Source organism: Methylococcus mesophilus, from assembly GCF_026247885.1.
Classification (GTDB): Bacteria; Pseudomonadota; Gammaproteobacteria; order Methylococcales; family Methylococcaceae; genus Methylococcus; species Methylococcus mesophilus.
In genome coordinates, this window is the sequence record NZ_CP110921.1 from 2,331,222 (window position 1) to 2,353,892 (window position 22,671).

The following is a 22,671-nucleotide window of genomic DNA, read 5'->3' on the forward strand; positions in this document are numbered from 1 at the left end:
GAATGGCGCGCCCCCCGAATTATGCACCAACGCTACGATCCAATCTGAACCCAAGGTCCAAATGGACTAATCATGCGCGTGTTCTAGAAACGTCCCTAATTATTTATAAGGGGACCTTCCCCTTGGGCAGCTTGGCGATGAAAGTGATGGAGGCTGAAGCCTGACTGGTACGGCCACGGGCGTCGGTGACGACGGCCGTTACCGTTCCTCTCGCCGACTCACCTGCAAGGACGCTCGCCGATATCCTAGGACAGTTGTCGGCGGGGTCGGACACGGACAAGGCGCCCAAACCCACGGCTGTCCACTTAACGCGTAAAGGGGCTTGTCCGCCCGTCATGTTCGCGCAGACCGTAGCGCTGATCACCGCTGTGCCAGTAACCGTCTTGGAAACCTGCGACGGTTGGATAGTTACCGAAGGCGGCGCGGTGTTCACGGGTTTCAATAGCACAGAACCGAAGCCGCTCGGTCCTGCGCCAATGGCGAGGATTTCTCCGTTGTCGTTGATGGCAAGTGCTTCTTCCAATGTCCAACCCGAGGCCGGATCGATCAGGCCGTTCAAGTCGACCAAGGCACCGTGCTGGCTCGCGAAGGCATGCCACTTACGATCGGCGACCAACCCCTCGCCTACCACCTGCCCATAATTATTGATCCCACGCGCCCTGGCGTAATTCAACCCGCCTAGATTGCCGTAATCGCTCTTCGCCCCATATTGGTATACAAACACATGGACTTGATTCTGCGCCTGATTGAAAGAGGTATCCGAGGTGCCCGCGATCTGGCCGTTGGCATTCACTGCGACGGCTTCGCTATTCGGCCCTCCCAGTGTTCCGAGGTCGACCATCCCCCCATATTGTTTAGAAAAGGCATGCCAGAACGTGCGCAACTGTCCCGTTTCATCAGTCCAGCTACCTGAGCTGGTACCAACCGCCAGCCCATAATCGTTAATGCCAAAAGCCTCACTGTTGTTTCCACCCAGGGTGCCCATATCCGACATGACGCCATTGGCATCCACCATAAACGCATGATAACTCCCTGGACTCGCCAGATCCGAACGGCCTACCACTTGCCCCGACGCATTGATACTGTAGGCAAAACTGTTCTGTCCGCCGAGTGTCCCCAGGTCCACTGCTTGCCCGGCCCGGCTGACAAAAGCGTGGTAGGTTTGGTTATCCGCAAGGGCGGATTCTCCGGCGATCGTGCCGCTGTTGTTGACCGCCCTGGGGGTGGCGAAATTGCCGCCCAGCGTAGCCGGTTCGGAAAATATGCCATTTTGACTGGCAAATGCGTGCTGGAGTCCGTCGACCGAATAATAACCCACTATCAAGCCGTTGTTATTCAGAACTCTCGCCGTCGTAAGGCTGCTATCCGGCACTTTAATTTCGGTAATAGTGTAGGCAATATCAGCGTGTACCGCCGACGTCAAACCCGTCAGTCCGAAAAGCACTGCAATATGTATCGAAGATTTTCTAAACATGTATTAACCTCATGAAGTTCGACTGTCTGATTTCCTATTTTCCCTTCGCCGTACCCCGCCTATAGAAATAACACTCTCCCGCAGGCGGATCGAAAGGCACGGTGTCACGGAACGCACTGGGTGCCGGTCAGATTCGTGGGATTGCGGCCGGGAACGGGCGGAAACACGTAGATGCCGTGCTCGTTGGTGGCGTAAACATGACCGCCCGGTCCGATGATGGTGGAATGCTGTCCACCGTCAGTCCAAGGCATACGGTTGATCCATTTCATGGTGGTCAAGTCGACGGTGACCAATTCCTTTTCCACCGCAACGTACAAATGTGTGCAGGAAGATGCTGCTGACGCGAAGGAGTACCCATCGAACTGGTCCCGTCTCTCAACGCCGGTGTTATGCACCAAACCCAGATTGCCTTTCCACGAGATCGCCGCAATGCGACCGTTAGGCGTTAGCGTCGGAGTAGCGTAAATTGAGGTATCCCACCAGTGATAGGTTCCTGCCGGTTCGAAACTCAACCTGCCTGAGTCCCTTTCGGCTCGGGAACGCAAACCTACCACGGCATCGCCTGACGCCAGTGCCGTCGGCGAGGCAGTGATCCCCATATCGTCATAATAATGACTATCGGCGAGATGGAAACCGCTCGCGGGATCGAAGGTATAAACGCTCAGCGCGGAATATTTCGGACCCCATTCGTCACTCCAGCCATTAACGGCGAAAATACGCGGAGATTCTCCCTGCGCATGTTGACGGATAGCCATGTCCGGACTCTCACCATATACACCCAGACCACTGGCCAGCAGACGGTATATCGAATTGACGTCCTCCCTCTGCTCCGGGATCGCCACAAATCCGCCGTAAACAAATGGAGAACAGGTCGCGTTTTGGAAAATATCAATAATGACTTCTAAAGGATTAAGCACGCACGCGACCACTTTTTCCCACATAGGCGCATCGGCAAGCCCACCACCGATCAAATCGCCGTACGCCGGAATTTTCTCGTCGTCGAGCAGAGTGAGCGTTGTGGAAAACGCGACCAAATGCACTTCGCCCATAACGCCGAAATGCACCGGCAGCATAATGACTTCGGTGCCGTTATAGTCCCACAGATTAGGCGCCCCCGAAGCTCCAGTGGCTAGGTTATGCTCCGGAAGCGACACGGTCGCTATCTTCTCGCCGCTCGGCGAGAATTTGTGCAAAAACGAATTGGCGCTATGTATAGAATCGCCCAGACGGTGATCCCTGTAACCGTAACCGGAAACGACAAATATCGAACCGTCTTTGCTTACCAGCGGAGATACCAGGGCATTTCCATATAAGGGCAAACAAAATCGATCGCTGCATGACGGGTCGAGGAGCTTTCGCCATCGCACGGAACCATTCGGGTCGAGCGCGACCAGCTCGCCTTTCAGATTTCCGATGTAGACCCTACCGTCCTTGCCAGCGACGGGATTGACGCCGGCGGCAAGAGGCCCGACGTCGACAACGGCGCTGGGAGTCACCGCAGGCGCAGTTACGACCGGGACGAAGCCGCTGTTATCCGGGTTGCCATGGGCCGTAGGCCAGCCGGACCAGCCCGACGACGGCAGCAGGTCGGATGCCGTTTGTCCCGTGCCTGCCGCAACCGTCTTCGGACTGACGGCACCGCCTGTATTTTCTGCCCCAACCCATTGGCAGGTAAATATCAAACAGAGGGCGGAAACGCTCATGGAAGTAAAGTGACCACCTTGTGACTTACACCGCAAGACCCCATTAAAATCAAACGCACCCATGTTTTTCACCATTTTAATTTTGCCCGAATTAAATCTCTTTGCTCAAAAATAACCATATCTTTCCGCGACTAGAGATAATACAAAAGCGTTCAAAAACCTATTAAAGACCGCGTATCGTGGAAATCAAATAGACTTGGCACCAAACACGAATAGTGACTTCCTGCGGAGGCTCCGTCTTGGAACATAGTGCATCCCCGAATTGGACAAGCGTGCATCCGCATTGCCCTGGAAGAAAGTAAGTAACAAGGCAACACGGATGCCGAACGCCGAAGACAATGACTGTCTAGCGCACGCCGCGAGATTTTTGTCATCGCACCTGCTTTCATTCAAAATGGCAGAGGATAAAACTCAAGCTCGGCAGGTAGGTGCCGAAAGCGCCAGGAAGACTTGATAGCCGCACAGAAAGAACGCTGAAAATGGTGCGGTTTTTGAAATTTCGGGGTACTGGATATATTCCAGAAAATTCGATCGCCGAACGAAACTAAAAAAAGGAGATGTCCTTCCTTTCCGAATCGGATAGTTGGTTTTCCGTATCGCCTTGGGACACGCATCGAACGCGAAAAGCTCCCGGCGTTTCCTGGAATCGCTGGCGGAACTGGCGATAGAAGTATGAAAGATCGCTAAATCCAGATTGGTACGCGATAGTCGCAATGTCGAAATGACGATATCTCGGGTCAGCTAACAGCCGGCCTGCCCTAGCAAGCCGTAAACGGTTTAGTATCTGAGTAACACTTTCTCCTTCTGTATCCAGCAGATCATACAAATATCTCCGCGAGATTTTCAGTTCGGCCGCTATCTGTGTTGCTGTAAGGCCGGGCTCCGTGAAGTGGTTCTCCAGATAGCGGATGACAGCCGCCCTCCGGGCAGCCCGAACACCTCCAGCACTGGGCTCCCTGGCCTCTCTGTCATTACAAAGCAAAGCCACGATGTCGAGAATTTGGTCGCCAACCAGCTCCCCCAGATTTGGATACTGATTTATGAATTCCCGCTCCAGCATGCCGAGATAATCCCGTAACAGGTTGAGCCCTTCTTGACTGCGAAAAGGAGACATCACCAGGCGTTCGACTTTCGGCACGCGCTTGGCCAATTCCTCTCTAGGGACACGCAAGCTCAATAAACTCTGATGACCCTCGGCCGTATCTGGTCCTAGCCCTCCTTCCAGAACCTTTCTCGAATCAATGAGCCCCGCCGTGCGGCCTTCCAGTATCATTCGGCGCTGTCCTTGCATCACCTCCCAGGTTCCGGCTACGCATATCGCCACGCCGAAGAAGTCTTGATCTTCGCCGGCAATGATTTCTCGAGTTCGGCGAAAACGTATTGCGGTAGTGGCATGACGAGACATGCCTACAACCCCGAAGGAGAAAAACCGTGTTTGATTGAAAAAAGGGCGCGAATCGGAGTGCTCCATATCGAATCCGCCAATTTTTCTACCAAACATCTCACGCCATATATCGAACCGTTCTTTTTCAGGATAATCTATACTGGAATAGGAGGGGGTTTCTGAACCCATAGCTTCACTTTCTATTTCGCTCATTGGAACCATGTTGTTTGTTATCCGCCTCCAACACAGCGGAATCAATACTGAACATCACAAGCATCTTCAGCTCTCGAACAAACAAAGGATAAAGTTAGGGTACGCCAAAGAAAACATAAAAACCAAGTGGACTCAGAGATTTTCAAACGGAAGACACGATTTAAATGCAACCTTCAATTAGTAATTACATTAAAAAATTAAATCACTGAAGACAAATACATTAACCATTATCCGCACTCAATGTCGCCTAATTTCACATACAGGTAATTTACCGTTTCAAAACCCGCACTATATACATCCATATCGTATTTGTTCAGTCCCCTGGGAGCGCGGGCGTCCCGCCCGCTGAGAAGGCGGTCAGAATGGCCGCGTTCCCGGCAAAAATGCGGGGGTACGACGCGTAATACAGCGCTGCGCCCTCGCACTCTGCCAGCGCCTCTGGATGAAACTCCAGCCTCATTGGGCCAATGTTCACTGCGCCCGTTCTAGCGCTTCGTCGCCGGTGATTGTCCGGACGCGGTCTGCCCGTACCTCATCCAGGCGTCGACGTACTTCCGCCGTCCAAAGCCGACGAACGTAGCCGTCCTTGGCAGGGTCCAGGCTCTCGACGAGACGATCCGCCAGCAAAGCCCGCCCTTCGCTTGGCAGATCCAGCGCCTCCTCGGCAAGTTGTTCAAGGGTCAAAGTCATCTTTTCGCCTCGACGTAGTCAAAATTTCGGGAGGTCTGCCGGTTCCTTAACTGGGCGCGTTTCGGAACGAAGATGGAACGGGCCGTTACCGTCAATATCACGCTTCAGCGCACACTACCTGGGCTAACCGCAGGTGCTGGTGAAGTTGTAGCTGATGGCTGCGATGCTTGCGCCTTGGAGATCTCGAAAGACGCAGAACCGTCCGACAGAGGGGATGTCGGTCGGCGGCATGCAGATTTGGGCACCGAGTTCCTCGGCTTTTTTCGCAGTGGCATCCACGTCCTCTACGGTGACATAGGCACCCCATTGCGGGGCCGTGCCTTCCGCTTGGGGCGGTATCGTCATGATGCCGCCAATAGGTTTTTCGCCTGCTTTGAGAACGGTATAAGACATGCCCGTGAGGTTGACTTCTTCCATTTGCCATCCAAACAGGGCGCCGTAAAACCGCTTCGCGGCTTCGGCGTCGGAGGTGAGCAGTTCGCACCAGCTGAACGCGCCGTGTTGCTGACATTTGTTGGTCATGATGTCGCTCCTAAGAAATTTATCGAAATTGAGGAGGGCGAAAGGCTTGATCCACCGAGAGTGGCTAACCGATCGTTGGTGTTACGTAAGTCTTTGAAGGCTGGCACATCGTTTAACGGTGCGCAAGGCTCGTGTAGCCGCTCAGTCCCCCTGGGAGCGGAGCGTCCCACCCGCCGAAAAACCGGCCAGGATGCCGCGCTCCCAGCAAAAAAGCGGGGTATGAACGGTTATTCCATATCAGATCAAAATGTTCCATATCACCTGTACTACCTTCCGCCACACGACATGTAGCGAATTATCATGGGCCGCTCAATTCGTCCATGACGTTTCCATAGACTAGATGAGCGCAAGACTTTTCTGACCCTTGGGGTTGAGAGGCGATCTATGTCTTGCCATTCAACACCTCGTTTGGTGGACAATCGCTCATATCCTGGCAACTTGATTCGCTGGTCCTACGGGCCGGTCGATATCATAACCGACATGGAGAGTTCGGACTTGTCTCCGCGTGCACACGCATTTGTCCAAGACAAATTCTTCGCTTTATCTATAGACTCTCGGTGCCGGGTATCGCAGCCGGTGACGGTCGACTTTTCCTTTCGGACCGTCATTTTCGTTTGTTCAAAAAATATAGTAGATACGGGGTTCTGATGTACAACGTCAAACAAATAATCGGAGCAATGAGTTCCCTTGTTCTTTGTTCAAGCGCCGCCATGGCCGATACTTGCGCCGAGCTGGAAAAGCAAGGACTGACCTACGACTCCGTGAAGTCTACGATCGCCAGTGTCGTTTCGCTCAATAACGGCGGTTTGGGCTTTCCGATGTGGCTGACCCTGGTGGACGGCTGGGGCACCGTCTGCAGTGTCGTCAATTCGCTGAGCTCATCGCAGGATGCATCGGCCGACATCTGGCTGGGAAGTCGCAATATCTCGGCACAGAAAGCCAATGCCGCCAATGCTTTCAGCACCGGTGAGCTCGCCATCTCGACGGCCAACCTTTATTCTGCAACCCAGCCCAGCGGCAGCCTCTATGGGCTGCAGGCCAGCAACCCTATCGATCCGGCCCTGTCATACGCGGGCAACCCCTTCAAATTCGGTACGAAAATCGACCCTATGAAGGGCAAGCGTATCGGCGGAATCAACGTATTCGGCGGCGGCCTTGCGCTGTACAACTCCTCTAAGCGGAAGATCGGTGCCATCGGCGTTTCGGGCGACACATCTTGCACCGACCACGTCGTGGCCTGGAAAGTGCGGGAATCACTGGCTGGCGGAAATTTCTCGGTCAAGAATGTCCCGAACGGCATATCCCCCGGAAAAAACGACGCGATGATCCAGGACATCATCAAGGACAATGGTATCGGCAATCAAGCCAGTCTCAGCGGTTTCGGTCACCCGACCTGTCCCTATAATCCGGGGGCGGACGTAAGCGCTGGTTCGATTTACGGCCCGGCGCAGTAAATCGACATCGAAAGGCGTTTTCCGCAAAAAAGAACGCCGGTATTCGCCGGCGTTTCTCGTTACCCCACATCCGCCATTAGCAACAGGAAGACAATTATTTATTGAGCATCACGAAATATCGGCCATTAATTCTTGCCTTACAATCCAGGCTTGTCTGGGCACCGCAGCTACCCTGCCATCGATCAATGATAAAAATAAGCATCCTGTATCCTAACAATGAATCCTCCCGATTCGACACTACGTATTACATTGAATCACATATACCTCTGACCATCAGTCTCCTCGGGACCCACCCCGGCTTCCAAGGGATATCAGTCGAACTCGGCATCTGCGGCACGCCTCTCGGATCGGAGCCACACTTTATCGCGATATGCAATTTTTTATTTAAATCCGCGGACGATTTCTTAGCAGCATTCACGCCTAATTCGGAGGCACTACGGGGGGGATATGGCAAACTACACAGACATCGAGCCAATTATTCAATTCAATGAAGTGCTAATTTCTCGGTAAAATCGCATCATTCTTCTGAGATCGATTTTTTTCAGGACTCCATATGCCCGCGATTCATCTCGTCGAAGGCCCCGTTGGCGCAGGCAAATCGACATTTGCAGCTCGACTCTGTTTAATGAATGCCGCTCCTCGCTTCATCCTCGACGACTGGATGGCGACACTTTTCCGGCCTGATCGTCCAGACACAGACATTATTCCATGGTACCTGGAGCGGAAACGTCGTTGCATTGACCAGATTTGGAATATCGCCTGTGACTTGATCGACACCCGAACGAGCGTCGTGCTGGAACTTGGACTGATTCGACGACAGGATCGAGAAGACTTCTACAGCCGGGTGGACGCTGCGGAATTTGAGCTCAAGGTCTACGTGCTGGATACCCCAGAGGAGGTCAGACGGCAAAGAGTCCGACGACGCAATATCGAGAAGGGTAGCACCTTCCGTATGGAAGTTCCCGACGAAATGTTCGAAATCGCCAACAATCTCTGGGAAGCACCTGATTCAGTCGAGTGCCGCGAACGGCGTATTTCCTTTATTTCCGCAAATCAGTAGACTGTGAGGATGATAAACATTTAGGGAATAAATGATCTTTTACGAAATTGCTGCTATTCGCTATCGATTCATGTTGCGTCTGCGGAACTCCCCAGGAACATCATCGAATTGTAGTCGGAATCGGCGATAAAAATAGGAAAGATCGCCAAACCCGGATTCAAATGCGATTTCAGCAATACTGAGATGGCTATACCTGGGATCGCCCAGCATTTTCCGAGCCCTATTGAGCCGCAGGCGGTTGAGCACCTGAGTTATGCTTTCTCCCGTGTCATCCAACAAATCGTACAGATATCGCCTTGATATCTTCATAGCGGCAGCGATGTCATCCGCCGACAGATGATGCTCGGTATAATGGCTTTCAATATACTTTCTTAACGCAGCGAGGCGAGCCGCGCGCACCCCCCCTGTCGCAGCATCAGCGATCTCGCGTCCACCGAGCATAAACGCAATGATATCGATGATATGTCCACCGATTATCTCGTTAACATCCGGCGCGCGCCCATAGTCGTTATTTCTCACCATGTCGAGGTAACTCGACAACAACCTGAGCTGTTCTTGTCCGCAACACGGCTTCAGCAGCATTTGCTCCGCTTTTGGCACTCTCCGCAATAATTCAGCTCTCGGAAGACACAAATTTGTCATCTCTTGATGCTCCGCAATGGAGGCAGGTTCTATCCTCCCTTCCATCACATGACCACCGTCGAATAACGTCGCTTCACTCTTTCGCAGAAGTACCCGTGACCTGCCTTGCTCGATCTCACAGGAGCCTGCCCTGCAGATTGCCAAGGCAATATCATCACGTCCGTCCTCTGCAATGAGACTCCGGCTCCGGTGATAATGCTCTCCAGTCGACGTCATCGACGTTATCTTGACAGCTCCCAGGGAGAAAAAGCTCGCTGCCGTAAAAAACGGACGTGGGTCGACATGTAATACATCGAAACCTAGCATCCTCCTGGAAAACATTTCGCACCAGACGTCGAAGGGTTCCTTTTCAGACAGATCATCGCTGGAAAAAATAGCCCAGTTGTCACTCACGGAATATCCTATTTCTGAATTCACGCCACCCCCGGTCCCGGGCCGATGCTATCACAGTAGGCTCACAAGTATAGTGCACGCTTTGCCAAGTCGTTTCTGCACAGTTGTCCAAGACCGCGCGGACGATCGAATGCTTTCATGAGTTTTTCAGGTGACTTTAAGATATGGAGGCCACGATGAAATTGATTACGTATTTTGTGTTTCTTACTTTCGGGCTGGTCGCTCCCGCTGTGCAAGCGGGAACGGTGACCGACCTTGTCGACGACCCTGGCTTCGAAACCTCCGTCGGGGGCTTTCAAACCAATGAGTCCGCGGTGGACGGTTCGGTCACGCGAACGCTCTCGAACCCGATCGAGGGCCAGAGCAGCCTGAAGGTCACGGTCAAGAGTTATGGCCGCATCGTTCGCTACCATGCCTATCCGTATGCGGCGGGCCCGCTCGCGGATTCGGTGACGGTGAAGGCCAAGCTCCGGGTCGACGGTGCGAGCGCCGCCGGCAAGAAGCTGGAAGTCTGCTCGATCGCCTATCTTCACGATGACGGGTCGCGCTTGACCCAATGCCAGGAGTTCCCGGTGTCGAAAAACGTCGTGGAGGTCCTGCTGCCACTGAGTACCTCGGGGCGCCGGTTGTCGAGCGTCATCTTCCAGTTTCAGCTGAACGATTCCGGTTCGATCAAAGCCACGGTGGACGATGCCCACCTGCTGGTACAGGAAGCCGCCCCCACCCCGCCGAGCTGCACGGCGGACGTCTGGTCGTGCGGCGACTGGAGCGCATGCGGCACCGACGGCACGCAGTCGCGCTCCTGCGCGATGACGACGGACTGTCCGGACGTCACGACGCCCAGCCCGCCCACTACCCAGTCCTGCAGCACGCCGCCGCCTTCGGGCCAGCTTCCGCCGGTTCCGGACGGCTATCAGCTCGTCGACCTGCTCCCGGACGGCAGCTTCGAGACTTCGACTTCGGGGTTCGAGCCCCTGTACCCGGCGGACGGCTCGGTGGCGCGGACGACGGTCAACCCGATCGAGGGGAACGCCAGTCTCCGTGCGGATATCAATGCCTGGGGACGGATCGCGGCGTCGCATGACTACCCCTACGGCGGCGGCCCGCTCGGGGATTCCCTTACGGTCAAGGCCCGCATTCGGGTGGACGGCGCCAGTCCTGCCAGCAGCGGCGTGGAAATCTGTTCGATCGCCTACCTGGAGACAGACAGCGAACCCCGCTCGAAATGCCAGGCGTTCCCCGTATCCCAAAACCTCGTGGACGTGTTCCTGACGCTCGATACTGGCCGGCAGCAGCTCGACCGCGTGTTCTTCCAATTGAAGCGAGCCAATGACGGCACGGCGACGGTGACGGTCGACGCCGCCCACCTGTACGTCGTCCAGCAGCCGGCCGGCGGAGAACCGACTCCGACGCCGACTCCGACTGCAACGCCGGGGCCGACGTCCACGCCCGGACCGACCTCGACCCCCGGTCCGACCTCGACGCCGAGCCCGACCGCGACGCCCGACCCGGTCACCGGCGATCTCGAACAGGTGGGTTTCGCCCTGCGTCCCACCCGCTACCGCTCGATGACGGCGGAGATGGATCTGCGCAATGATGTCTCTTCGGATGGCCCAGCCGCCAACACGGAGATGCGGGGCGTGAACGTGGAGCTGATACCCGCCGCCGACGCCATCGGCCAGACCCGGCGGGTATCGTTCGGCTTCCCGCTGCCGCCCGGTACGCTCGTCAGCACGGACGAGGTTCGCGTGATGGGCGCCGACGGGGAGGAAATTCCCGCCTTCGTCCGCAGCCTGGGCGCCTGGGAGCACATGCCGGACCAGCGTCTGCTCTGCAGCGGTCTGGTGGCTTCCGGCAATCCGGGGATCCGGAGCGTGCTGATCCAATTCGACATGGCGTTTGCAGATGCCAACCCCAAGGTCGTCAGTGTCTGGATTAATCGGTCCCGCACGCGGACCCTCGCGACCGAAATACCCGTTCGCGACACTTATCGCATCGTCGACGACGGTACCTACGCGCCCGCCGTGAACACCAGCGGCCTCACGATCCACGAACCGAGCGTGCTCGCGTCGCTGCCCCCCTACTACGTGGCCTGCACCAACGTCTTTCCCCTGGTATATGCCACGGACAGGCGCCTGCCGTATCTGGCGGCGTCCGACCAGGCCACCGAGGACTTCTTCTACTCCGTGGTCAACCAGCACTGGCGGAAGCAGAACTGGGCGGTCACGGCGGCGGAAGACATCGTCAACTTCTATACCGACGCGGAACCGTGGCTCTACGACCGGGCCGGCGGCTTTTACAACGCCTACCTCCGCTCCGGCAATGCCGACATGCTCAGGGAGGCGCACCGGGCAGCCGACCACTATGCGCAGAACATCTACGGGCCGGAAGATTGCGCAAGCACGTATTACCCGTACTGCGTCGGGTCGTTCAAGCTCAAGAACCTGGACCCGCTCAATCCTTACCAGGACGTCAAGTATTCGTACAGCGAGAGCCTGCTGTCGAATTACCTGCTGACGGGTGACGCCACGGTCCTGCGGAAGATCGGGTATATCTCCTGGCTGATGGAGTTCCACGTCGATCTCACGGGCACGGCCCACACCGAGCGGGGCCTGGGCTTTGCACTGCTGGCGCATGCGGTCGATGCGGAGCTGACGGGGAGCGCCCATCAACGCGGCGTCGTGAATGCAGGCATCGATGCGATGCGGCTGCGCCAGACTTCGCCGCTGGACGGCTACACACCGAACGGATGCTTCAACTATCCGCCGGAAGGACAGACCCACACGTTCTCGCCCTGGATGTCGAGCCTCCTGGCCCACGGCTTCCTCAGGAGCTACCAGGCGACGAGCCACGCATCCGTTCCCCCCGCGCTGGTGGACCTCGCACAATGCGAGGCCACCCGCGGCATCACGGTGCTCCAGGGCGGGGAGTCCGGCCCCATGTCGATCGGCAGGTACTACCCTTACTACATCGCCTACAGCTTCGGCCAGCCGGGCGACGCCGATGGCTTCAATCCGTGGAACGGATTCGAGCACGCCATCGACGTTGCGATTCCTATATCGCTCGGCGCGTACTTCACGACGGATGCCGCCCAGAAGGCCAACTTGTCGAACCTGGCGAAGGAGCTGCTGCTGACGCACGACGAGTCGATCGCTTACTGGACGCGGGACAGTACCGAAACACAGCTCGCGGGCCGTTCGAAGTATCGGGTCAGTCCGCCGCGAAAGTGGCTGTGGCAGTACAAGAACTCCGCCGTCATCGGCGGCGCACTCGACGGACCGGACACCTGGTAGGTGTGACATCCGGTTGAATGCGGCCGGCGTTTGAGGATTGGCAGCGTTTTTTCCTGCCACGCCCAAGGATGGGAACTCATAACAATCGGGGGGATTGGGCGACAATATATATTGGAGCCCAGTCCCTACCGCATTGTGATCGGAGGCTCCTTATCACTAACGCGGTTTCCGGCGTTCTGGAGGAAGTAAGATGCTTATTTGCCGGCTCTCAATTTTTTGTCTTCGCTCAGAGTTACAAATATGGAGCTGATCCCGGCTTTCGCTGCGGGATTAGCGTATTTTCTGCTAGGCGGCTTCTGGTTTACCCCGTTATTCGGAAAGCAATGGGATGACGCGGTGGGCTTCGAACATCCAACGAAATGGCGGCCAAGTGCTGAATATTACATCGTCCCTCTGCTGGGCTGCCTGGCCGCCGCCTTTGCGACCGACTATCTCGCCACTCTCGCGCATGCACAGTCACTCGCAGAGTTTCTCCGCGTGGGATTCGCTGCGGGCCTCGGGTACGGGGCGGCCATCACGACCGTCAACGCGGTTGCTCCGAATATGCGCAGGCCCATGAAATATGCGGCGGTCGTCGGCTCCTACCATTTGCTCGGCCTGTCGCTTTGTTCGGCCGTTCTTTACTGGCTCTCATAGCGCGGGCATGAGGGTAACGACGCCCGACCCGACCGCGAGCGCTATGAGCCTCCAACTTCAGCAGAAATTCACATGCCGGAAAGAGCAAAGGTTTTAGCCGTTCTCCTGGTTCGCAATATCGGCGAGGTTCCCATGCACCCCCTCGTCCGTGAGCCGCACTACGACAGCACGGGTTCCAGCCTGGCCGAAGGCACGGCCGCGAAAAAGCTCGGTGCGTCGTTCGACATACTCCCGCCCGGCAAGCGCGGCAGCCCTTACCACTTCCATCATGCGCAAGAGGAGATGTTCGTCATCATGGAGGGCTCCGGCACTCTCAGGGTCGCAGATGAAGCGCTGCCCCTGAAACAAGGCGATGTCGTCTTCATCCCCCCAGGGCCTGAGTATCCGCACCAGATCATCAATACCTCCGACGCACCCTTGAAGTACCTGTCCATCAGTACGCAGGAGATGCCGGAGATCTGCGAATACCCTGATTCGGAGAAATTTCTGGTCAAAAGCGGCCTCGCGTCGGGGAAGCCATTGGGCGTCGTCCATCGCTCAGGTGAAAGCCTCGACTATTGGGACGGCGAACCCTAGTACGCGGCCCGAGCCGGATGCCGGAAAACGACAAGGGGACGACTGGCATCGATAACGATGTTGCGGCGCGCGGCTTAAGCAACCTGGGCGCCCGGATTCCAGACCGAAACCTGTTCGGCCCGATCCGCAGAGGTGTTCAGCGTCTAATCGGAAAGACCTGCAGATCCGTTGCCTTGTCGCACTTCGTACAGTCGACGACCTACCCAAGAGCCATGCCGCCTCATAAAACCAATGACTTGCATGAGTCCGCCGGCATGGCATCACTCCTGCTTGGATGGATTTATTTTTGCAAGGCTTAGAGGCATGGATACTCAACTCGACTGGTCGGCCTACGACAGCTACGGCGCGGGCGATGCCTATGCGGCCGTGCCTTCCGAAGGCGGCGCCTACGGTAAGGCGGCAGCGGTCTGCATCGGCAACCGGCAGTGCCAGCGCTCCGAAAAGGGCGTGATGTGCCCGAGCTTCCGGGTCACACAGGATGCGGCGCACTCCACTCACCACCGGGCCCAAACGCTGAAGGCGGCACTGAACGGCGAATACGGGCCGAAACCCTTCGTCGGGCCGGAGCTGGAAGCGGCCATGGACCTGTGCGTGGGCTGCAAGGGCTGCAAGCGGGAGTGCCCCAACGGCGTGGACATGGCGCTGCTGCGCATCGAAGCGCTGGCGCAGCGCTGGAAACAGCGCGGCGGCGCGCCGTTGCGGGAACGCATGCTGGCGCACATCCCGCACTGGGCGGGAAAACTGGCCCGGCTGAACTGGCTGGTGAGGCTGCGCGAGCGGGTGCCGCTGCTGGCCAAGCTGGGCGAAAGCGGGTTCGGCATCGCCGCCAAACGCTCGCTGCCCCTGAGCTCACCGATCGAGTTCCTCGCCGGTGCCCCGGCCGAACCCGCCGGTAACCCCGACGGGCGCGAGGTCGTCCTGCTGGTCGACACCTTCTCCAATCATTTCGAGCCGGAAACCGCACAGGCGGCGCTGGAGGTGCTGACCGTCGCCGGCTACCGGGTCCATCTCGCCCGGCCGCTCGCCGGGGAACGCCCGCTGTGCTGCGGCCGCACCTTCCTGTCCCACGGCCTGGTCGAGCAGGCGCGGACGGAGGCAAAACGCATGGTCGAAGCCTTGCGGCCCTATGCCGAGCGCGGCCTGCCCGTCATCGGCCTGGAACCGTCCTGCCTCTTGATGCTGCGCGACGAATACTACTCGCTGGGACTGGGCGATGCCGTGGCCGCCGTCGCCAAATCCGCCCTGCTGCTGGAGGAATTCCTGGCCCGCGAACACGACGCCAAGCGGCTCGAACTTCCGCTCCGCCCCTTGCCGCAGGCGCAGGCCCTGGTTCATGGGCACTGCCACCAGAAAGCCTTCGGCGCGATGAAGTCGATGCGCAAGGTGCTGGGGCTGGTGCCGGAGCTGCAGGTGGAATTCATCGAATCGAGCTGCTGCGGCATGGCCGGCGCCTTCGGACTGGAAGCCGAGCATTACGAAGTGTCCATGCAGATGGCCGAACTCGCCCTGCTGCCGCGGATACGCGAAGCGGACGAAGGCACCTTACTGATCGCCAACGGCACCAGTTGCCGCCACCAGATCCGCGACGGCGCACGGCGGGAGGGCGTACACTTGGCAAGGGTATTGAAGGCGGCGCTGGCGAACGGCGGCCGGGAAGCGGGCGAAGCGAACACTCAGCGCTCTTGACCGAACTCCAATTTCGACCGTTCTTGGCGAAGCCATTCTCCCGCCCCACGCCATGCATTGGATAGTGCACGCTCGTGCCGTCCTGCGCGAACGACACGATGCAACGGCACGGCTGTCCTTCAGTCTCAGGCCCGCCTCCCTGAAAATCCGGCCGATCGCACCACTAACAATCAAAGTCTCGCACTCTTTTGGTGCGTCGCACTTTTTCTGTGCGTGACATATTGACGCACCTCTCTCCATGCTCTAACGTAAGCCTGCTCGTATTGAATCGACACTTACAAAAATAATTAGCGGTTCGAGCTGCCCGGATCGATGCACCTGCGATTTGGCATGCCGACGCCGCCTGGAGTCCCGGCCCTCGCCATGGCGAAAGGATGCCGGAGGCCCTTGCACCATACCCGAGGATTGATGCCATGACAGGAAGCATCGTTCCGGCTTCGCGCGCGAAGCCGCGAGTTCTTTTGGAACTCATGCTGGCCCCGTTGCGGTTCACGAATGCCCTGGCCCTGGCGGTACACGGCCTGGGCCATGCGCTCGCCTTGTTCGCGGTTACCCGCGACCGGTCCGCTTTCTCCGCTGCGACGATTCTGGAGGGAATCCCGTTCCGAGACCTCGGCAGGAGCCTTCTGCCATTCGGCCCCATTCCCCAGTTGTCCTCGCATCCACCCCGCATTCCGGCATCCCCGTGCGATGGGTGGCGCTGCCGGATAGTCGCGGCGGCTGGCATCCTCGCCAATCTGTTGACGCTCGCCGCCGCTTCCCGGTGCCTGGAAAGCTATGACGGCATTGTGGCACTGCTCGCCTGGACCTGTTTCTGCGCCAGCTCGATCCTTGCGATGCTTTCAGTACCGGACCTCCTGGCCCTGGTCCGCGGCGCCGCGCCTTACTGGGCATGCGGCCCTGCATTCGCGGTCCGTTGCGGGCTGGACGGGGAAGAAAGCTCTCCCCTGCTGGTATCGGACCGTCTACGGGAAATGGCGAGGATACTGGCACGCGAGGCCTCGACCCGCGGCGGCCAGTCGGCGGGATTCTCGGTGCTGGTAGACAAAGGCGGCGCCCAGTCGGTGATATTCGACAAGGTCGTCAAAGGCAAGCGGGAAGATATCGTGGGCGTGCTGTCCGAGCGCCTGGACGGCCTGCTCGGCAAGGCTGGACGCGAAGGTTACCGGCGGCCCCAGGACTTCGAAGCTATCCTCCTCCATCTGCGTTACGCCACCGGCGGCGCGACCCATTGGCACAACGCGCAGCCGCATTGGTACGAATACTACGACGCGATGATGCACCATCGCGTGGAAGACCAGGCCATGGTTTCCCAACCCGGCGAAGTCTTCAACATGATCGCCCACAACGGCGACATGGACGGCGTGTACCTCGAGTTCACCCTCGACGGCGCGAAACACCGGCATTTCTTCACTCAGCAGGAAGCCCGCGCCGTGTTCTTGAGCATGATGCCCAGGACCAGTTCGAAAGGCGACTCGGACTCCCGCAGCGTCGCCGAATGGGCGGACTTCAATTACACCCAGGGACTGTCCTACAAGGCCCTGCGTTATGCCTATTTCACCGCCGCACTGGACTACAACCGGGACATAGTCAGCGGAAATTTCAACCTCGATCTGCTTCTGCGCTGGGCGGAAGCCGCCGATCTCGCCTTGCTGAACATACGCAAGGAGCTGGGCCGGCACGCCCTGGCGGCACCGGCGCGGTCCGTCGCTGACCTCTCCGCCGAAGCCAGACGCCGCCTGCGCGAGGCGCTGGCGAACGAAGTCCGGGCCACCCTGTCCGCCGACACGTTGGACGCCTTTCTGGCGGCATTCGAGGAAGCCTTCTGCCATCACGATCTGACCTGGGTGATGCGCACCGCTTCGCGCGACCTGGTCGGCGAGTTCGCGCTGATGGTCTGCTCAACTCTGGAACCTCGCATGGGGGTATTTTCCCTGACCCAGGCTTTCTCCCTCGGCCACAACCGAACGCGAGGGGAGGTCTTCGGCAGCGCCGAACCCTTGGGTGTCACATCGGCCCTGCACCAGGGCGAGCCTGACGACGATGCGCTGCAGATCTATCTGGAAGACGGCCAGTACGCCACGATCGAATATCGGGCGGCAAGCCCTTCGGAATTCATCCGCATCTACGATCGGGCCAAAGTTGGCGATGATTTTTCGCGGCCTCCGGTCCTTTCGCCGAAGGCGCTGCAGCCCGTGGGCGAAGGACGTGAAACCCCGAGCCTTTCCAACTGGTTCCAGGTCAACAACAACGCCAAGATCAGCCGTATCCACCGCCTTCCGGCGCCCGGCAACGCCGTCGAAAAAGACCTCCGCGAAATTCCTTTCGTCCTGAAACGCATCGTGGAGTCGTTCGAACCGGGGGGCGAGAACCACGCCGCGATGGACCGCCTCAGCCAACTGCTGTTCCAGAACCTGCTTGATCCCCGACGGGACCCGCGGATGCACGATCTCGTGCTCTACGGCGTGGATTTCAATCAGGATCTACTCAACGAATTCGCGATCGCCCTGCACTCCGTTCTGCCCGGCCTTCGCATCCGGGCGGAAAACTCCGGCAACGTGCTGAAGGAAATGAAGCGCACCCAGCGGGAGGGCATCGGCTGCTACGGCCCCTCGACCGTGTTCCTGGGCGTCAGCAATTCCGCCCAGACCCAGTCGACCCTGGCCGTGGTGCGCAAGGCGCGCGACCTGGTCGGCGCTGAGCGCTGCTTCGTCCTCTCCCAGTCCTTCCTGAACTCCATGACCGAAGCACTGGGCCAGGGCTATCGGCCCGATGATCCGATCCTGCCCAACACCTTCGTCAACCTGAGCCACCTTTCGCCCGATGGCACCAGCGGCCGGCGACGGGCCGAAGCGGCGACCATCGTGCCGGTAGCGACTCAGGCGGTGCTCACCGAAATTCTCATCAGCCTGACCAGGAAAGCCATCGAAGCCTACAGCACGCTGAACCGGGAGGTCCTGACCGGGCGAGGCGGCGACTTCGACCTGCGCAGCGATCTGCAGATGTCCGACATCAAAGCCTTCCGGGAATTCCAGGCCGCGGTTTACGGCGTCGACATTCCCAACCGGGTCGGGTTCAACGCATCCGGCGAACCCATCGCCTCGCCGGATGCGGACGCGCTGAACCGCGAAGCCACGGCGCGGGCGGAAAACCAGGTGGAATTCGTCCGCTCCTATGCCATCTTCGCGGCCTACATCGTGGTCGCCACGGTCTTCGGGATGCCGGTGTTCGGCCTTCTGTTCTCCCCGCTCGACTTCCTGGCCGGCGTCGGCCTCGCAGCCCACGTGCTGGATGCGGCGCTGTTCCTCACCGCGCTCTGGCTGATCCATCTCGGCGTCCGCCGCTGGCAGGGCCGGCCGGTGTTCGAGCGGATCGGCGCGCGGGCGGAAGTCTATATCGATCGCAAATACATCGCCCGCATCGTCGAGCGCTACAACGCCACTCTGTTTTCCAACATGCCGGCGTTCCTGACCCCCTTCTTCTACTGGGCCGATACGGTACGCGACGCCTTGCACCGCTACGGCATCCGGGCACATCGCGGCGTAGTGACCATCCACCGGCTGCCCGACGAGCGCATGGGCATCGAGGAGGCCAACAACGCCGCGGAGGAGAACATGGTCTACGCCCAGCTCGGCGGCATCCGCTTCAATGGCGGCCAGCCTCAGTCGCGGGACAAGGTGCGCCAGGGCTCCTGCTATGCCGGCGCTTCGCGGCCCTGCCAGACAGTGCTGTCCGACAGCTTGGCGGGCTTGCGGGCCAGATATGACGGCAAGCTGTCCCCGGAGGTGTTCCGCCTCATCAACCGCCGCCTCATCGATCTCTGCGACGGTCTCGTCACCGAGTTCGTAATCGGTTTCCACCGCAAGGAAATCGTCAACCGGGCGCTGTGGGACGTGATCCGCTGGATACCCGGCGCAAGCATGGCGCACGAAATGTTCCTGCGCAACGGGCTGGACCTGACGAACCTGGCCGGCGAGGCCGACACCGCCAACCAGGCCCAGATCCAGTCCACGAAACATCCGGTCTCGCCGATGGACATCCACACCCGGACCATGGTCCCGAGATCGACCTTCGATGCGCTGCGCACGGAAGAACAGGCGCCAGACGATTCCTTCGCCGTGCTGGTGTTTTCCGAACACCATCTCGCCCTACATCTGAACCGCCACGCCGTCCTGGAACAGCCGCTGGGACGGGTGCAGGAGGTGGTGCTGAAACCCGGGCGAGGCAGCGACCGCGGCAGACTGGTCAGCGAGCCGGGCGATGCCCAATCCGGCGAATTCGTCGGGAGTCTGGACCGCGTGGACGGGGAGCCCTGCCTTTTGATCGACAACAAAGGCGCCGGCCTGAGGATGGCTGTCCCCTTGGGCGGCCTGAGTCCGGAGCAGCGGCATTACCTGGCTCATCATTACCGCCTCGGCTCGCAGAACCCATTGGAAGCGGCCGCCTGACGCGCCGCCACACAGACCGGAGGTGACTGTCATGCTGCTGACCGCTGCCGCGGGTTTTCTCGCCGCGATCCTGCTCAATCTGTTTCTTTACCGCCTGATGCAAAGCCGCGGAAACGCCATCGTCCGGCTGTACCGGGCCGCGCTGCTGCTGCTGGCCGGTCTGGGACTGGCGGCCCAGGCGCTGGGTTCGGACCTCAACCCTTATCTGGTCACGCTCTGTTTCACCTTCGGCCTGGCGTTTCTCACGCTCGAAACCCTGGTCGCGGGATTCTGGGGCAAGATCGGTTACGGAAGCCTGACCGTCGCCCATCTGTTCCTGGGCGGTTATCTGTACACCATGACCCAGGTGCCCTACGGCGACCGCCCGTTCTCCGCGCTTTCCGCCAACCAGCCCAAACCGCTCTCTGACGCCGACTTGCGGGAGGAGTGGATCGCCGGCCTGCCCGTCGGCGGCGCCGCGCGATCCCCCGCACCGACCGAGCCCGCCCTCGCGGGAGGGAGTACGAGGCCCGCGGGCAATGTCCGCCCCAGCCTGAGCTGGAGCGACGTCGAACCGCTGATGGCTCACGACTCCCACATCCGCGACGTGCTCATCGCACTGCGGGAGAAGCAGGAGCGCGACCTCTCCGAGATGCTCGCCAGCCTTAACGAAATTGCCGTGAACAGCACCGGCATGCGCCGCCACGCCGTTGTCCGCGACAACGTCGAAAACCTGTTGCACGACGGGGCGATTTCCGAGGCGCGCTACCACACGATCCTGGAGACCTGGCGGCTGACCGACCGGGACGAAGAGGCCTTCCGCTCGAAACAGGCCGAGGAACTGTTTCGCGTGATGCTCCAGCTGCTCGAAGACGGCGAAGTCGACGAGACCCATAAAGTCGAGCTGATCGATTTCATGGTGGACCGTTTCTCCAGCGACGTCAGGCTGGTCAAGCCCTTGATCAATCTCTACGAGGCGCTGGACAGCGAATATCCCCGCCAGAAACGCCTGAACCACGAGTTCCTCAGCCTCTACCTGCAGAAGCGGAATGCGATTCTCAGGGGATTCTCGCGCATCGGCCGGCCAGGCCTGCAGCCTCTGCTCGACTACCGCAAGAAGACCATTTCCGAGATCCACTACTCACAGGCCAGGCTCGACCGGTTTCTGGAACAGACGTTCCAGCGGCGCGTGCGCCCCCTCTACGGCACGGTCGAACCCGTCGCCGTCACGGACTTCCTGAACCGGGACAAATATCCACCGCTGGGGAAGCTGTCGGGCGCCGCCTACGAGCAGGATTACCTGCGGCACAGCCTCATCCGCATCGGCCTCGAAAACCGGGTTCCCGCAGCCGGGCAGCCTGTCATGGGTCTCGCCACGGAGGACTACGGAAAAATCGTCCGGGCTTTCGAAGAGGGCTTGCCCGATGCCGTCGACGCCATGGTCATCGACAAGAATCCCGCCGTGCGCGGCAATCTGGCCTGGTATCTCGCCGAGCGCAAGGATCCTTACACCCTGCCGCTGATCTTCGAGCTCATGCAGGACTCCCACCCGGAAGTCAGGCGGCTGGCGGCGATCGCCGTAGGCAATTTCAAGATCACCGACATGCAGAGCGCCAACGACCGCAAGTTCACCGAGATCGTCCGGATGCTGGTGAATTACCGGACCAACGCGGATACCTTCGCCCGGGTCTTCGCCCTCTACGCACTGGCGACCGTCGGCGACCGGCAGAAAGCCCTTTACGTCCTCGACCTGATCTTCAATGACGGCGCCACGGTGCACTCCGTCATGGGACAGGCCGCGCCAGCCTGGAAAAGCGAGGAAGAGAAGGCGGCGGTGCAAAGCCTCATCGAAATATTGGGCGAAACCCCCGAGGAGCCCTATGTCAAAACCCAGGCGCTGAAGGTGCTTCTCGCCACGGAGTCACAGGAATCCATCGGCATCCTGCTGCATTACCTGAACCATATCTACGAATATACCCACAGCCGCCCGGGCCTGCTGCGCTATGTGGTACCGCACATGACCCTGCCGCAGGAGGCGGAGAACGTGGAGGACGTGGTCGACTACCTCGCCGCGCGCTACCGCGCCAATCCCGAACGCCTGCAACAGCCGCTGAAGGCGCTGCGCGCCTATCTCGGATCGGCCTACGGCAACCACCGCAGCGGGGAATTCTTCCAATTCCTCAAGTTTCTCGAGGAATACGACGGCCAGGAATACGAGGAATACCTGAAGCAAACCCAGGAACACGTCCTGCTCATGCGCATACTCGAGTATGTCAAATCCACTTACGGCTTCTGGCTCGTTTTCTGGCCGCTCTCACTGCTGATCCTGATCGTGGCGCAATACGGCTTCGGACTGTCTCCCCGCTTCGCCCGTGCCGGCGACGGCACGGCTTCGGCAAAACCCAACCGCCGCGCCAATCCGGCGGCGGACATCCGCAACCGGCGCCAAGCGCCCGCTGCGGCCGTGGTCCCCATCAAGATCACTTCCGCCGAATCCTGAGAGGCTTCGACCCGGAAC

Annotated in this window: 15 protein-coding genes; 9 read left to right on the forward strand and 6 right to left on the reverse strand. The window is 59.1% G+C overall.

All coding sequences use genetic code 11. From position 1 onward, the window contains the following. Positions 1–103 precede the first annotated feature (103 nt). The 5 genes from OOT43_RS10915 to OOT43_RS10935 form a co-directional block, all read right to left on the reverse strand. Positions 104–1,474, reverse strand: coding sequence for a hypothetical protein (locus OOT43_RS10915; protein ID WP_266020610.1), 1,371 nt, complete (start codon positions 1,472–1,474; stop codon positions 104–106). A 104-nt stretch (positions 1,475–1,578) separates the two neighbouring features. Continuing rightward, a complete protein-coding gene (locus tag OOT43_RS10920) occupies positions 1,579–3,177 on the reverse strand; it encodes a hypothetical protein (RefSeq protein ID WP_266020611.1) in 1,599 nt (532 codons plus the stop codon). A 544-nt stretch (positions 3,178–3,721) separates the two neighbouring features. Further along, complete coding sequence (locus OOT43_RS10925; protein ID WP_266020612.1) at positions 3,722–4,774, reverse strand: helix-turn-helix domain-containing protein; 1,053 nt, start codon at positions 4,772–4,774, stop codon at positions 3,722–3,724. A 471-nt stretch (positions 4,775–5,245) separates the two neighbouring features. Continuing rightward, positions 5,246–5,464: an addiction module protein gene (locus OOT43_RS10930; RefSeq protein ID WP_266020613.1), complete on the reverse strand. Its 219-nt coding sequence runs from the start codon at positions 5,462–5,464 to the stop codon at positions 5,246–5,248. A 123-nt stretch (positions 5,465–5,587) separates the two neighbouring features. Continuing rightward, the gene (locus OOT43_RS10935; protein ID WP_266020614.1) at positions 5,588–5,986 is read right to left on the reverse strand and encodes a VOC family protein; all 399 of its coding nucleotides are present in this window, start codon (positions 5,984–5,986) and stop codon (positions 5,588–5,590) included. 647 nt (positions 5,987–6,633) lie between these two features. On the opposite strand from OOT43_RS10935, the gene OOT43_RS10940 reads away from it, so the two are divergent. The 3 genes from OOT43_RS10940 (at position 6,634) to OOT43_RS10950 (ending at position 8,500) form a co-directional block, all read left to right on the forward strand. After that, a complete protein-coding gene (locus tag OOT43_RS10940) occupies positions 6,634–7,440 on the forward strand; it encodes a GlcG/HbpS family heme-binding protein (protein ID WP_266020615.1) in 807 nt (268 codons plus the stop codon). Positions 7,441–7,625: 185 nt separating this feature from the next. Then, positions 7,626–7,931 (forward strand): EthD family reductase, encoded by a 306-nt coding sequence (locus OOT43_RS10945; RefSeq protein ID WP_266024893.1) that lies wholly within the window; start codon positions 7,626–7,628, stop codon positions 7,929–7,931. 62 nt (positions 7,932–7,993) lie between these two features. Next, on the forward strand, positions 7,994–8,500 hold the full coding sequence (locus tag OOT43_RS10950) for an AAA family ATPase (protein ID WP_266020616.1): 507 nt from the start codon (positions 7,994–7,996) through the stop codon (positions 8,498–8,500). A 60-nt stretch (positions 8,501–8,560) separates the two neighbouring features. Here the strand turns inward: OOT43_RS10950 and OOT43_RS10955 are convergent, their stop codons facing one another. Further along, positions 8,561–9,535 (reverse strand): helix-turn-helix domain-containing protein, encoded by a 975-nt coding sequence (locus tag OOT43_RS10955; protein ID WP_266020617.1) that lies wholly within the window; start codon positions 9,533–9,535, stop codon positions 8,561–8,563. Positions 9,536–9,711: 176 nt separating this feature from the next. Between OOT43_RS10955 and OOT43_RS10960 the strand changes: the two genes are divergently transcribed. The 6 genes from OOT43_RS10960 (at position 9,712) to OOT43_RS10985 (ending at position 22,653) form a co-directional block, all read left to right on the forward strand. Then, positions 9,712–12,828, forward strand: a complete 3,117-nt coding sequence (locus OOT43_RS10960; protein WP_266020618.1) for a hypothetical protein — start codon at positions 9,712–9,714, stop codon at positions 12,826–12,828. A 240-nt stretch (positions 12,829–13,068) separates the two neighbouring features. Then, positions 13,069–13,464, forward strand: a complete 396-nt coding sequence (locus tag OOT43_RS10965) for a DUF1761 domain-containing protein (protein ID WP_266020619.1) — start codon at positions 13,069–13,071, stop codon at positions 13,462–13,464. 72 nt (positions 13,465–13,536) lie between these two features. Further along, positions 13,537–14,040, forward strand: coding sequence for a cupin domain-containing protein (locus tag OOT43_RS10970; RefSeq protein ID WP_266020620.1), 504 nt, complete (start codon positions 13,537–13,539; stop codon positions 14,038–14,040). Positions 14,041–14,343: 303 nt separating this feature from the next. Next, positions 14,344–15,726, forward strand: coding sequence for a (Fe-S)-binding protein (locus tag OOT43_RS10975; RefSeq protein ID WP_266020621.1), 1,383 nt, complete (start codon positions 14,344–14,346; stop codon positions 15,724–15,726). A gap of 413 nt (positions 15,727–16,139) precedes the next feature. Beyond that, a complete protein-coding gene (locus OOT43_RS10980) occupies positions 16,140–20,174 on the forward strand; it encodes a class II glutamine amidotransferase domain-containing protein (protein WP_266020622.1) in 4,035 nt (1,344 codons plus the stop codon). A gap of 31 nt (positions 20,175–20,205) precedes the next feature. After that, complete coding sequence (locus OOT43_RS10985) at positions 20,206–22,653, forward strand: HEAT repeat domain-containing protein (RefSeq protein ID WP_266020623.1); 2,448 nt, start codon at positions 20,206–20,208, stop codon at positions 22,651–22,653. The last annotated feature ends 18 nt before the right edge of the window (positions 22,654–22,671 follow it).